Source organism: Bartonella sp. AP331QHHD, assembly GCF_042195905.1.
In the GTDB taxonomy this organism is placed as follows: Bacteria; Pseudomonadota; Alphaproteobacteria; order Rhizobiales; family Rhizobiaceae; genus Bartonella.
The window spans coordinates 1-15,291 of the sequence record NZ_JBHIPG010000068.1 but is presented as its reverse complement, the minus strand read 5'-3'; the positions used below and the strand labels follow the sequence as shown (position 1 = coordinate 15,291).

5 protein-coding genes and 2 pseudogenes are annotated in these 15,291 nt (G+C 37.8%); 4 read left to right on the top strand and 3 right to left on the bottom strand.

Annotation, left to right across the window (positions count from 1 at the left end; translation table 11 throughout):
- Window positions 1–1,143 precede the first annotated feature (1,143 nt).
- The 3 genes and pseudogenes from ACFIMS_RS08270 to ACFIMS_RS08260 all read right to left on the bottom strand — a co-directional run.
- Complete coding sequence (locus ACFIMS_RS08270; protein WP_375696616.1) at window positions 1,144–4,314, bottom strand: autotransporter outer membrane beta-barrel domain-containing protein; 3,171 nt, start codon at window positions 4,312–4,314, stop codon at window positions 1,144–1,146.
- Window positions 4,315–5,191: 877 nt separating this feature from the next.
- Window positions 5,192–8,506 (bottom strand): autotransporter outer membrane beta-barrel domain-containing protein, encoded by a 3,315-nt coding sequence (locus ACFIMS_RS08265; RefSeq protein ID WP_375696617.1) that lies wholly within the window; start codon window positions 8,504–8,506, stop codon window positions 5,192–5,194.
- 585 nt (window positions 8,507–9,091) lie between these two features.
- Window positions 9,092–11,497, bottom strand: a pseudogene (locus ACFIMS_RS08260) (beta strand repeat-containing protein); the annotation flags it as partial.
- 774 nt (window positions 11,498–12,271) lie between these two features.
- Here ACFIMS_RS08260 and ACFIMS_RS08255 point away from each other — a divergent pair.
- The 4 genes and pseudogenes from ACFIMS_RS08255 to ACFIMS_RS08240 all read left to right on the top strand — a co-directional run.
- Entirely contained in the window at window positions 12,272–13,402 is a 1,131-nt protein-coding gene (locus ACFIMS_RS08255) for a metallophosphoesterase (protein WP_375696615.1), read from the top strand.
- Between the two features lie 721 nt (window positions 13,403–14,123).
- A pseudogene (locus ACFIMS_RS08250) lies at window positions 14,124–14,622 on the top strand (hypothetical protein); the annotation flags it as partial.
- A 13-nt stretch (window positions 14,623–14,635) separates the two neighbouring features.
- Window positions 14,636–15,097 (top strand): phage tail protein, encoded by a 462-nt coding sequence (locus ACFIMS_RS08245; RefSeq protein WP_375696614.1) that lies wholly within the window; start codon window positions 14,636–14,638, stop codon window positions 15,095–15,097.
- On the top strand, window positions 15,094–15,291 hold a 198-nt coding region (locus ACFIMS_RS08240), incomplete at its 3' end, for a tail protein X (RefSeq protein ID WP_375696613.1). The genes ACFIMS_RS08245 and ACFIMS_RS08240, both read left to right, overlap by 4 nt.

Here is a 15,291-nt window from a genome sequence, read left to right as displayed (position 1 = left end):
GGTATGCTTTGATGCTTACTTCATTCCCCTGATGGCGCAAGTACCCAGACAGTTTCTATATCATTATGTTTTTATTGTAAATAACAAAACGAATTATATCGATGATGTTCTCTATGATTTGAAGTTTTGCTTCAGAAAAACTTTTTTTCATGATCATAAAAAGTTGAGAAAAGTGGATTTCATAAAACCTAGCTTGGTTAAGCTTATGCTAAAAGCACTATGAAGTATGATATTTAAAAATTGTCTATTAAAGATAATCGTTATAAAAAGCTCTATAGCGTTGAGATGTATTATTTGATGCACTCACCAAAACGATCAGCAAATTTTTTCTGCTATAAGAAGAAGAGATGAGGGGGCTATTCACAGGCTTTCTTTAAAGAGGCTAAGGGTACCAAAGTCCATTTTTCTAAGGAAGCACAGCCCATTTCGCGATGGTGTTCATGAATGCTATAACGCTAAAGCCATAGAGTTCCATCATCTTTACGCTTACGAAGGAGCAAGCCCATCGCACTTTGCTAGCTCCCAATGTTTGTGACAAGCCCTTGGTTCTTGAGACAGTTCATGAGAGGACTTCTCAGGCTTTTCTTATATAACTTTTCTCCACACGCCAGCCCTGCTTGTAACGTGCAAGAAAATTTTTAATTGTTTCAACATAAAACAAGTTTGAAATGAGAGAATCCTACGATATTAGGGACTCTCATTCAACATGGAAAACAAAGAATTATCTTTATAAATCAATATACTGTATGGAATTAGAGGGATAAGCATTGTCAAAATGGTTTGCCTAAAAACGGTACATGGACATATAAATGAATCCTTACAGGGTGGTGTTAAGCTAATGGATTGAAGAAACAGGAGGATAAACATAGAAAAGGTATGAAGAGAGAGTTTCTTTTATCATTATCTTTTCCAATGTAGTCTTCTTTTTATTATCTAAAAATACACTTTGCTTAGCTTTATAGACAAATTCGATAATGAATATGCCGCGTGACTCGTGTAAATAGGAGGGAAGGAGATCATTGAGGAGAAAAGAAAAAAGTTTCAGGGGATAAGAATAGTAGCTTACATAGATTAAAAAGGCAGTATGTATACTGCCTTTTTTGTTAAATTGAATAGAATGAATAGGCTATTTACAGACTTTCCTTAAAACTGATAGCGTATCCCTCCTGAAAAGTTTGTTCCGGATATACCAGTTTTTTGCAGCTTTTTTCGATAGTTTATATCACCATGGAGGGCTAAACTGCGAGACAATTTTGCATTGATGCCAAGCCCACCTTCAATAGAAGATCCTGTAGGATCAAGGGGAAAGGTGTCGCCAATCTGTACTTTACCATCATCACCAAAAGTTTTGAGAAAGTTCACTTTTCCATACAGAGAAATGACACGGTTCTTTTCTGTGGAGGTAGTAGTTTTTGTCAAACGTCCACCAATGCGTACTAACCATTGATAAGGTTCACCGATATCAACTTTAAGATTATCAGCATCAGAAAAGGCATTAAAGATTAGACGCTGGTAAACAAGTTGTGCCTGGGGTTCAAACGTGAGGGCTTTAATACCCGTTGTGAATTTTTGACCTATTGTTGTTGAGGCAATTAACATTTTTATATCATCGACTTTAGTGGTACTGTTAGCGATGGCTGTAGAGATATTTCCTTTCCAGATCCCATAAGAGAAGAGTGTATCCATATAGAAACCGCTATTATGCTCTATACCGCTGTAGGCTGTGACTGCCCATTTGTTAAGCGTACTCTTGTCTGCATCTTCTATATTTTGGGGGGTGAGGGATAATTGAGCATAGGTTCCGGTAAGACCCCAATATAGGATTGTATTTTGGCTCTTTTGTGCAGAAGCTGTAAAACCTGCTTGTGTAGCAGCATAGCGAATGTTTGTGTTATAGCCATATTGTTGTGACGATAGGGTTGCGATACTTCCATAGGAAGAGAGAAAGAATCCATTTTTTTTGACGTTATCTTCGATCCCTATAGCTGTTGTTCTCAGATCAGCTAACAGAGTACTTTGTTGAGCCATATCGATAAAACCAGCGTAGAAGAGAGCATTAGGTACGGCCAAATAGCTCGCTACTTGTGGTAAAATAAATTTCTGCAAACGGAAATCCCAGAAATTATCATTTTCTCCCAACAGGTTTAGTGTTTCATTTGCAGCACCATAGCTGGATGTTGGTCCATAAGCGGTAAGCCTATATTTATAAGGTGAACCAGTTGCTTGGATATAACCATTGGCTAATTTGAAGGAATTTTCATCTGCTTTCCCGGAAACTTGAATGAGCGAAACTCCACTGGTATTAGAAGAAGGGTGAAAAGCTTCTGTTATATTATTGCTATCTTTGAAATCACTCATAACATAAACTGTTGTTGTACCTAAGACATCTCCTTGGATCAGAAGTCGATCATTTTTTTGATCGATTATATCAGAGCTCTCAACAGATCCAACATTAAAAGAAATCTTTGCGTCACCAGAAGCATTGTAGACTGCTTGCGTGTCTGGTTTCCCAGAACCTATATGCAATGTATGATAATGGTTTTCTGTCGGCTGTTGAAAAACAATGGAACTATTGTCGAGATTAAGTATAGAAACATCAGAATGAGATCTTTGGGCAATATCAAGTAACTTGCCCGCATCATCTTTTTCTTTTGTGCTAGTGTTTACGAACCATGTTGTATCGTTTTTGAGATCGAAAGTTGTTCTGCTGTTTTCGTCATTTCTTACTCCCCCCTGTAAGAGAGAGTTTTCTGCGGTGAGTGTAAAGATTTGATCAGGTTTTGGCGTATCATGAGTTATACCCACGAATAACCTGTCGGCACTGATTTTTGAATCTTTGAGGTTGAGTTTACCATTTGATGAATTGTTGGCAACAATACCCGTTCCATCTTCGACAAAAAGGTTTGTATTGGTCAGGTTGATTCTTGAAGTCTGATCGTTTTTGGAGTCATCAATGCTTATCCCATTGCACTGTGCTTTCGCAGAAATATCTGTGACATCAATATATCCGCCATCTTTTAAGACAAATGCAGCTTCTTTTGCTTTTACAGTTCCTCCAGTCATTGTGATTTTAGATTGTTCACCATCTGCATGAAGCCCATTATTTTCAGATGTTACTATAACATTATCATTTAAAGTAATTGTGCTGCCTTGCTTGGCTTGTACCTCACCGCCAAAGGAACCGCCGTCCGTTACCGTTATTTGGGAATTATCATTAGCCAAGAGAGCCTTTTGTGCGTTCTTAACGGTGATATTTTTTAAAGTAACCGTGCTTTCCTTATCAGCACTTACACCTGTGGTTATCGGTTTATCATCGCTGCTGCTTGTTATCACGACATTTTCTAACTTGTTGTTGTCACTCTTGCTGTTTTCAAAAGAAGCCCCTGTCTCGGAAACAGTGATAGATCCTCCTGTCATTTGGATGATACCATTGTCTTTTGCCTCAAGTCCGATTGCAGCTTCTTTAATTGTTGTATTGCCATGCAATTCAATTGTACTGTTGGGGCCGTTAGCCCATGCACCTTTTCCATTGCCATCTGCCATTAGAGTGGTATCTATGCCATCAATATATCCACTATTTGCTGCAACTAATGCATTTTTTTTCCCAGTTACAGTTCCCCCAATCATCGTGATTTTGGATTGTGCACCATTTGCATTGAGGCCATATTCATCAGAGGACACTGTAACATTGTTCTTTAAAGTAATTGTAGAGCCTGTACCAGCGTATATTCCATGCTCTTTTGCATTAAAGTATCCTCCTGATACCGTTGTTTGAGAATTATCCAACGCTTCTATACCCACTTTTGCTTGAGTAACTGTTACGTTTTCCAAGATGACTTTACTTTCCTTATAAAGAGCTATTCCTTTTTCCATTAAGTCATCTTTACTGCTCGTTATTGTCACATTTTTCAGCTTGTTTTTATCACTTTTGCTATCTTCGAGAAATAAGCCTACTGTAGGAGCAATAATACCTACTGCATTCATTTTTATTATACCACCGTCTGTTGCCATCACACCGATTTCTTTAGCCTTAATCGTTGATTCTGATAAGTCAAGAAAGCTATTAGGTTCGATAATGCGTACAGTGCTCAACCAGTCGTCCTCCATGTTTTTGCTGTCGTGAATTATTGCTAAATTTTTTCCAATTATTCCACTACCTTTTATCACTATTATACCGCCAACAGTGAAGTTGGATGCTTCCTCAGTTATTCCATGAAAATTCATTAAGATTTTTTCGGCTTTTACATTAGTATGAGCACTAAACAGCGCGATTGTCGCAACAGCTGTACAGGATAGTAAAAATTTTTTAGACATGAAGATTTTCCTTAACTTATAAGCCTCCGCATATTCTCTCCCCGCTTATAAAAAGGATAAAGAACACACAATTTTCATCGGGAGGTTATATTATTTTAACTTTTATATAAAGTATTTATATAATTTTATTATTAAATAAAAAATATTATTTAATAATAAAATATAATATAATTTTATACTTTATTTATTTTTACATTTATATATTAAATTTATTATTTACTTGTATTCTATAATAAATTTTTATTAAATGGTTTTTTATTTTGTAAATAACTATGTAATTTATAATTTATAAAACAAATTATTAAATATAAACTATTATAATTTCAATCACATAATGAATTTAATATTTGTTTTCTGTATATCTAAAATATATTTATGTATATACTTAAATAATACTTATGATGATTGATAAAGCTTTAGCTCTTCTTTATGATTTCCTGAGCATTTTAGATAAATTGAGTACAAAGCATTGTGTTATGTTTGTTATGCCTGATTGGATTTTCTGCGCAAAAAGGTATTTTGCAGCAGATCTTCTGCCGTAAAGAGGTGAAGGGAATTCCTTTAAAGAAAAGCTAGTACATCTACTGCATGAAGAAGAAAGAGGTTTCTTTAAGGAATAAAAAGGACTTTAGCAGAAAAGAAAAGCAGGGTTTATTTACAAGAGGTAATATCAACAAAAGGGCTACATAATATTATAGAAAATTAAAAAAGCTGCACAATACAGAGTTGTGCAGCCTTTCTGTGCAAACGAACGGGAAAGCAACGCTCGCTTTTACACTTTTTTCAGTCTCATACGCTTGTACATGTGCTTTCCTTCTCATGTAGGGCACAGGCTGCTCTGCTTAAAATAAGAGGTTCCGAGAAGAATTTCCTTTCCTTAAAACTGATAGCGTATACCACCTGAAAAGCTTGCACCACTTATACCAGTTTTCTGAAGCTTTTGTTGATAGCTTACATCACCATGAAGCGAGAAATTGTGGGAGAGTTGTGCATTGATGCCAACGCCGCCTTCAATTGCAGGTCCCATAGGATCAAGGTCAAAATCTCTGCCAATATGAATGGTACTATCATCACCAAAGGTTTTGATCAAGTTTACTTTTCCATAGAAAGACATCGGACGGTTGTTTTCAGTGGAAATGGTTTTTGTCAAACGTCCACCAATGCGTACTAACCATTGAGAAGGATTTTTCATATCAACGGTAAAATTATCAGCATCTTCAATGGTATTAAACATCAAATGTTGATAGGCAATTTGTGCTTGTGGCTCAAATGTTAAACTTTCCATTCCGGTTGCAAACTCTTTGCCAACAGTGGTGGAGATACTCAACATTTTGGCATTTTGCAATTTTGCGGTTTTGCCAATGATAGCATTGCCGATATCTCCTTTTAGAATTCCATAGGATAACAGTGTATCCATATAGAAACCATTGTCATGCTGCACGCTGCCATAAGCTGTTAGTGACCATTTATCCAATGTGTTCTTACTGGCATCCGCTATGTCCTTTGGAGTGAAAGACAGCCGCCCATAGGTGCCTACAAGACCGAAATGTGTTGTGGTATTTTGTCCTTCTAATGCTGCGAATGTGACTCCGGCTTGGAGAGCAGCATAGCGGATATCAGCACCATAACCATATTTGAGAGGTCCGCGTTCAGAAGATAAGGTTCCTGTGTTTCCGTAAGTATAGAGGAAGAAACCGGTTTGTTTTTCCTCTTCTTTTCCTAAGACAGATGTTCTGATATTGGCTAAAAGCGCGTTTTGTTTAGCCATATCCGTTAATCCACTATAGAAGAGAGCATTTGGCATGACTAAGTAACTGGCCGTTTGTGCTACAGGGACGATCACACTTGGACCAGAACCAGAATCCGTTTCAAGAATTTCTTTATGTAAGCGGAAATCCCAGAAATTTTCATTCTTTTCATCAAAGAGGCTTTGTGCAACATCGGCTGTACCGTGGCTTGACTCTGGTCCATAGGCCGTTAGCGTATATTTATAAGGCAAACGATTTCTTGTGGTATAGCCATTTACGAGTTTGAAAGAGTCTTCTTGTGCTTTTCCAGATACTTGAATGAGCGAGAGGCCACCTATATTTGAAGGATCAGCAGCATTGACTACACTACTTTCATCTCCTGAATCGCTTTTGATATAAACTGTTGTGGAGCCTGAGACATCACCGTGGATCAGAAGTCTATCGGTTTTTTGATCGGCACTTGCTACGCCATCACTCCAAGCAATGTTGAAGTAAATCTTTGCATTACCAGAGGCGTTGTAGACTGTTTGCGTATCTGGTTTACCAGATCCTATATGCAATGTGTGATAATGATCTTCTACCAGTCCATCAAAAACAATAGAGCTGTTATCGAGATTAAGCGTGGAAATATCAGAACGTGATCTTTGAGCAATATCAAGCAGATTGCCATCAGCATCTTTTTCTTTTGTACTGGTCTTTAGTGTCCATGTTGTCTTGTTTTTTAGATCAAAACGTACAGTTCTATTTTTAGCAATATTCGCTCTGCCCTCTAGAGTAGACTGATCAGCGCTTAAGGTGAAGGTGCCATTGGAGATCGCTTTAACCTCTTTATTGTTCCAATAATTGTCATTTTTCCAAGATTTTGGATCTTCGAAAAGACCATCTCCTAACAATACATCAGCATGGATTTCTGAATTTTTGAGATTTGCTGTACCGATTGATAAAGTTGGAATATCTTCCATGTTTGTGTTAGTAAAAGCTCCAACAAAAATTCCTGTGCCATTTTCAACGTGAATATCTGCATTGGTTAAATTGATTTCACTGCTTTTACGTTTTTGTGGATCATCTGGATAATCTAAATCAGGATTAGAGAGAGCTATAAATTGCAAACCAGCAACTCCTGCTATCATAGAAGTATTCACGACATCAATATGTCCGTTAAATGCCGCCCATAGTGCAACTTTTTTTGCTTCTATTTTATTTTTTATTGTATTCTCTGTTGCTCCAATATAACCATTCGTCATCTTAATTGTGCTATTATTTCCTGCAAAAAGACCAACATCAAAATTTTGAATGATTGTTTTACCATTTAACTTAATTAAACTATCAGTTTCTGCAACGTTTACACCAACGGTCATTGTTTTACTTTCACTACCGGTTATAATTAAATCTCCGCTAATGATTTGACTTCCACCGTCTGCATAAAACCCTTCATCGACATTTTGAATGGTTGTTTTGCCCATTAACCTAACTTCACTACCAGAGTCCGATGTCCATATACCAGTGCGTTCGTTGTCGGAGCCTTCAAGTGCTTCACCACCGATTATCGATAAGTTTTCGCTAATGATTTTACCACCGTTAACTGCTCCAAGGCCGTCCAAAGTATTGTTAATTATTGTATCACCATGCAATTGAATTGTGCTGTCATTGCCACTTACAAATGCACCGCTTCCTTTTCCCTCTGTTGTTAGAGCAACATCTGTGGCATCAATATGCCCACCGTTGATTGCGAATAACGCTGTTTTGTTCGCGGCTACGGATCCTCCCGTCATTATGATCTTAGATCCTGAACCGTCTGCAAGGAGTCCTTCGCCATTAGATGATATAATGTTAGCATTGTTTTTTAAGATAATCGTACTGCTGGCTTCGGCGCTTCCTCCTACATCATGTCCACTAAATGATCCTCCTGAGACCGTTATTGTTGAGTGATCATTTGCAACTATACTGGCGGCTGCTTGAGTCACTGTTACATCTTTTAAAGTGACGGTACTTTTATCTGCTTTTATTCCAAAGTTCAGTAACGCATCGTCTTTATTATTCGATATCTTCACACCTTCTAGCTTGTTTTCACCGCTGTTACTGTTTAAAAAGCCGGCACCAACTAGAGAAGTTTTAATGGTCCCTCCAGTCATGTTTATTGCGCCACCATCGTTTGTTGTAAGTCCAATTTCACTATTACTAATCGTTGTTCCTTCAAGCAATTCAACTACACTGCCTTCGCCATTAGAAAATACACCAGACGATATATCTTCGTCACCTAGAGATACATCTGTAACATTTAGAGACACATTTGTGACCGTAATATGTCCACCATTTTCAGCAACCAATGCATTACCTTTCCCCGTGACGGTTCCTCCCGTCATGCTGATGGTGGAGTTTGAACTATTTGCATAGAGTCCAATGTTATCAGATGATGTAATGTTTGCATTGTTGGTTAAAGTGATGGCGCTGCCGTTTTGAGCAGATATTGTTGTATTTTGTGCATGAAATGATCCTCCTGAGGCTGTTATTGTCGAGTGATAATCTGCAACTAAGGCATTGGTTGCTTGCATGACGGTTACATCTTTTAAAGTGACGGTACTTTTATCTGCTTTTATTCCAAAGTTCAGTAACGCATCGTCTTTACTATTCGATATCTTTACAGCTTCTAGCTTGTTTTCGCTGTTGTTACTGTTTAAGAAGCCAGCACCAACTAGAGAAGTTTTAATGGCTCCTCCAGTCATCTTGATTGCACCATCGTTTAGTGCTTGAAGCCCGAGTGCACTATTACTAATAGTTGTATTTCCAAGTAATTCAATTACACTGCCTTCACCAACAGAAAATACACCAGACGATATATCTTCGTCACCTAGAGATACATCTGTAACATTTAGAGACACATTTGTGACCGTAATATGTCCACCATTTTCAGCAACCAATGCATTACCTTTCCCCGTGACAGTTCCTCCCGTCATTGTGATGGTGGATTTTGAACCTTCTGCATAGAGTCCAACATTATCAGATGATGTAATGTTTGCATCATTGGTTAAAGTGATAGTGCTGCCGCTTTTAGCAGATATTGTTGTATTTTGTGCATGAAATGATCCTCCCGAGATTGTTATTGTCGAATCATTCTCTGCAAATATACCGGCGGCTGCTTGAGTCACTGTTACATCTTTTAAAGTAACGGTACTTTTATCTGCTTTTATCCCAAAGTTCAGTGGCGTATCGTCTTTATCACTCGATATTGTCACATTTTCTAGTTTGTTTTCATGACTGTTACTGTTTAAGAATCCAGCACCAGCTGCAGAAGCTGTAATGGTTCCTCCAATCATCTTGATTGCGCCATCATTTTGGAATGCAAGCCCGATTGCACTACCACTAATTGTGGTCTTTCCAAGCAATTCAATTACACTATTTGCGCCATTAGAAAATACACCAAATGACTTATCGCTATCATTTGTTTTTAGGGTAACATCTGTAACAGTAATATGACCACCATCTTCAGCAACCAAAGCACTCGCTTTTCCCGTGACGTTTCCTTCTATCATTGTGATGGAGGAGTTTGAATCTTTAGCATATAATCCAACATCATCAGATGATGTAATTTTTGCACCGTTTGTTAAAGTGATGGCGCTGCCGTTTTGAGCAGATATTGTTGCATTTTGTGCATGGAATGATCCTCCCGAGATTGTTATTGTCGAATCATGATCTGCAAATATACCGGCGGCTGCTTGAGTCACTGTTACATCTTTTAAAGTGACGGTACCTTTATCTGCTTTTATTCCAAAGTTCAGTGGCGCATCGTCTTTACCACTCGATATTGTCACATTTTCTAGTTTGTTTTCACGGCTGTTACTGTTTAAGAAGCCAGCACCAGCTGCAGAAGCTGTAATGGTTCCCCCAGTCATCTTGATTACACCACCGTTTTGTGCTTGAAGCCCGATTGCACTATCACTAATCGTTGTCTTTCCAAGTAATTCAATCATGCTACCAAGGTCATCAGAAGCTACACCAAGTCCATCACCATTTGTTTTTAGGGTGACAGCTGTGACAATAATATGCCCACCGTATGTTGTCGTTATTGCTTCCTCTTTTGCTGTTACGCTCCCTCCTGTCATTTCGATGATGGACTTTGAACCTTCCGCATAGAGTCCAGCATCGTTATATGATGTAATTTTTGCACCGTTTGTTAAAGTGATGTTGCCGCCGTTTTGAGCAAATATTGCTGCTTTTTCTGCATCAAATGATCCTCCTAAGACTTTTACTGTGGAATCATATGCATCTATGGCAGTTTGTGCTTGCGTCACTGTTACATTATTTAAAGTGACATTACTGTTAGTTGCCTTGATTCCATTGATTAGTGGCGCATCATCTTTCCCACTTGATATCACTACATCTTTCAGTTCGTTTTCTTTGCTTTTGCTATCTAAAAAGAATGCACCAACTTTGGACGCTGTAATGCTTCCCCCAGTCATTGCGATTGCGCCACTTTCTTGTGTTTTTAACCCGATTGTCGCATCATTGATCTTTGTATCAGATAATTCAATCACACTGTTTTCACCTTGAGACAATGCGCCGAATCCACTCTCAATTTTAGTACCCTTATTATATGCAGGGTTATCCCCTTCTGTAGTAGGTGCACTTGTGGTATCTTCCTTAGCTGTTAGAGTACCACCCGTGACTTTAATATGACCACCGTCGTTTGTATACAATGCTGCGTCTTTTCCAGTTACGCTTCCCCCAGTCATTTTTATGGTGGTATTTTCATCATCGGCATGGAGTCCGTTACCATTAGATGAGGTAATGTTAGTACCGCCATCTACAGTAATGGTGGTGCCGCCCATAGCATATACGCCATCCATTTTACCTTCGAATGATCCTCCGGATACTATAACTTGAGAAACGACATCCGCAAGTATACCAGTTTCGGCTTGCTTAACTGTTACATTTTCTAAAGTGATAAAACTTTCGTTGTTTATTTCTATTCCAAAGAGTGATGATGCTTCATTTTTATTATCTGATATCACTACATTTTGCAGTATATTTCTACTATTCTTACTATCATCAATATAAACGCCAGTTTGAGAAGCTGTAATGTTCCCCCCGGTCAGGTTGATGTTAGCGCCGTCTTTTACAGAAATACCGAAACGAACATCAGAATCAGTGCCTTGAATATTTAAGCTATTTAATTCAAGCGCACTGTTAGCACCTTCAACTGTTACAACATATTTATCGCTACCTGTGTCTGTATTTGTGTTTTCATTTCCAGTTACAGTTACAGTACTGCCGGTGATTTTTCCTTTGTTTTTTACATAAATAGTCTCGTACGTTTTTCCGGATATATCTTTTTCTTCGTTGGCAACGTCAAGAGTTTCAGCATGTGCAGTGAACTGGATGTTGAATAGTATGATAGCAGCCGCAGCTGTGCATGATAAAAGGGATGTTTTATACACCAGTATTCTCCTTATGAGAGCCCCCAAATATTCATTTCCCCGCAAACTTCATAAGAAGAAGTGAAAATGGATAGTTGTTATTAATTTCGATAATTGTCTTTATTTGGTAAGACATTTTTGGTTTTTTGTCAAAATTAAAAAATAAATAATATTAAATTTGTATGAATTTACATTTAACACACAGTGTGTTTGTAATTATTTATATTATATAATTAAATTTATTGTAAATCTATATTATAGAAATTATAAATATTATTATAATACTTACATAAGTTATATTATTTTTTTATAAAGTAATAATAGTATTTTCTGTAATAATTCTGCATTTTTATAACTTGTCAAAGTAAGTGATGACGGTAATAATCAAACACTATTGCTAGCACTTTTGATTATTTATACCTTATTTATCATAATATTCTAATATATTTGATCTTGATATCCAAAGGAGTTGGGTGCTCTAGTATAAGAATACATTTTTTCTCCTGTTGGGGATATTTTAATAGTATACGACTAAGTTTTTATAAGCTGTTGATGTATCGATGACATTTGAAAGAGCCAGAGCCCAAGCTTATAAATCTTAATCAATGAAGATGCTTCAAGTTGAAGGCTTGAAATCAACAGTGCTTTTATATCATCAAAGTGCACCTTCATTGAAGGATTATTGCTTTTGTTATTTCGAATTTTTGACATATTTTTGACAATAAAATCTAAAAAATTGTCTCTGAGGAATTTTTTAATATAAAAAATATGTAACGTTTTTATGGTGATAGGTTTATGAGATATAAAGTTGAATTGGTAATCACCGTGATTGCTTTTACTCTCTCTGGTTGTTTTAATCTTGATTCTGAAAAAATAAAAAGAGACAAGAGGCTTCATCATGATGCATTCATGGATTGGTCGATGAAAGAAAAGTCTCTTACAAAAAATTATACTGCTATCATTATGGCTGATCCGCAACCGTGGCGTTTAAACTCTGGTGATGCCAATGGAATATCAAACAGAGAGCCATGGTTAAAGATAAATGAGCAGGTTGCTGGTGTGATAAAAGCGCACAAAGCTGCATTCCATATTGTCAATGGTGATCTGACGGAGTTTGGACAACAAAAAAACTATGATGATTATGAAAATGTTTATAAAACTCTTGGAGCACCTGTCTATGAGGGGCTAGGAAATCACGATTATGCCAATAATGTTGGTAATTGTACAAATCCTCAAGAATTCAGCTTTTACAAAGATGCTTGTGCTATAAGTGCAGTTTCAAGAATGGTATCGGAAATCAAAAAATACCGTAGTCAATTATCGCATTTCAATGCAGATGTTACTGAAAGCTTGGTTCCCATTTCGGGTGGAAATATTCGCTCGATAAGGGGGAGTTTGAGTTATTCTTGGGATTATGGAGATGTTCACTATGTGCAGCTTCACAATTATCCAAGCTATACGGTTGGTTTGAAGGGGCAGTCTACAGAAGTGCAAATCAATAAATCTTCAGATTGGCTTAGGAACGATTTAGCTGCTGCTGATGCAAGAGGTAAAGTGACAATCATTAATTTTCATGATGCGCGTGCTGCTTCCATTGATGGTGAATCCTTTTTTATTCGTAAAAAGAATGCTAAAGATTTGTCGGTCTTTAAGTCAATTATTACCTCTCATAATGTTAAAGCAATCTTCGTGGGTCACACGCATTATCAGTCTTATTGCCGTGCGAAAAATGATAAGGTTTTTGGAAATATCCCTATCTATACAGCTGGTGCGCTTTTTAATGGAGATTATTACCTCATAGATGTGAAAGGCAAGACCATTCACGTTAAAGCCTATAATGGAGAAATAGGAAAACCGCTTTTAATTAAAGATCTTGGTGTTATAGGGAAAGACACCCAATTTTCGGCAAGTTGCAGTAAGTTATAATAGGATTTGTTTCTTTGTCTTAAAGCATGAGGGAAAAAACGTATTATATGTGCGGACTTGAAGAGCAGTAGGAGTGTCTAAATGTTACTTAGAAATAGAGTGAAAAATCAGACATCTTTTTTATATCTTTTTCAAAGCTGTTAAGATTTCAGGTTATACGCTATAAGTGCAATGGTTTAATGTGAACTGAGCTTTAATACAAAGCAGAATAATGGTTTGTTATTCTATTTTTTCTTTTTAGGCTTTCATCTTTGAAGAAAGGGGAGTTTGTCAAGGGTGTGTTCATAATTTGCTAGCACATGTTGTCCAGAATTATCAAGAAGGCTGTTTCTATTAGTTTGTTGCGGTATAATTATCAAGTTATGCCCTTTGTTAGAGTTTATAATATCTACTCATGGGCAACTCTTGTCTTTTTCATAAGAAAAGCTTTTTATTTTGATCAATTTTTTACTTATAATCTTCAAACAATTGATGTTTTGTGATGCTATATAATTTCTCTTGATTAACCGTATGAACTTTTAGTTGTATTACAATTTTATCTTCTTCTTTTATACGTAAGTAAATCGTTACAATAATATGATACAAATATTGGAGTCTGTTTATAGCTGTTATGGTCTCATGCAATTATCCTTAGATGACTCTCACGTGTTTTGGCAGTTTTATCTTTGCTTTGAGAGAGGTGTAAAAAGGGGATTTTAAGAAGTTCCAGTTTAGAAAGAGCTTTTTTGCCCGCGAAAAGCTCTCTGATGCTGCCAAGGCAAGTATGGAACAAGCCGGCGAAGATTTAGCAAGTTGGATTGTCGATGGTTTTATGGCACCCATCACAAAGTTGAGCGATTTTTGTAAATCTTTGCCTAGCCGCATTAAGGAGTGGATTGGGTCGATTGATGTAAGAGAGTTTTTGCCAAGTTTTTTGGGAGGTAAAACGTCCATCCAACCGATTGCACAATTTGAGGGGGCGGGGCATGCCAATTACTCTGCGAGAGAGCAAAGAGACAAAGACCGTTCCCCCATCACACACAATCAAAATGTCACAGNGGCGGGGCATGCCAATTACTCTGCGAGAGAGCAAAGAGACAAAGACCGTTCCCCCATCACACACAATCAAAATGTCACAGTGCATGTTAATGGGGCGCGTGAACCCATGGCCACTGGTCGTGCGGTTGCCCATGCTTTGGCAACGGGCACGTGCCAATGCGCTGCATGGCGGGACAGAATGAGGGGAGGGAGCCTATGAGAGATCCTTTGATGATGTTAGGACCGCATCAATTTTATGTGGACTGGCTAAATTTCCAATCTTTTGAAGAAGAGTTTTCTGCCTCATGGGTTTGTATGGAGCGTTTTGGCAAGGCACCCAGTTTGCAATTTACTGGCTATGGCAATGATGCAAAAACCATTCATGGGGTTTGGTTTCCAGAAGAATTTGGGGACCGGGTAGCGATAGATGCCATCACTACAACTATCCGAAGAGCAAAGCCGGTGCAGATGCTTCGTTGGATTAATGATACGACCTATAGTGTCCTTCTCCATGGATCCGTAGTAATCACCACGATCAATAAAGACCATGACTATATCAGTCGCTCTGGTCAATCCCAGCGCATCCGCTATTCCATTACGCTCTTGCCCTTTTTTAATGGCGGAAAACCACAAGGACAATACCAAGAGAGACAAATCCAAGTGGGACAACCTCTATGAAGATACCAGAAAAACATGTTGTTGTAGAGCTAGAGGATATGAGCCTCGATCTCCTCTGCTTTCACCATGCCATGGCAGTGTTCAGAGACCGGAGGAAAGCTGGTTTACTCAAAGGCTATTTAGAAGCCACACTGGAAGCCAATCCAGAGATTGCCAAATATGGTGTGTTTTTACCGCGGGGCTTAAAGGTCATT

Bases quoted from the DNA above. Each gene is read 5' to 3' on its own strand.
- ACFIMS_RS08270 (WP_375696616.1), bottom strand. From the start codon at position 4,314: ATGTCTAAAAAATTTTTACTATCCTGTACAGCTGTTGCGACAATCGCG.
- ACFIMS_RS08255 (WP_375696615.1), top strand. From the start codon at position 12,272: ATGAGATATAAAGTTGAATTGGTAATCACCGTGATTGCTTTTACTCTC.
- ACFIMS_RS08245 (WP_375696614.1), top strand. From the start codon at position 14,636: ATGAGAGATCCTTTGATGATGTTAGGACCGCATCAATTTTATGTGGAC.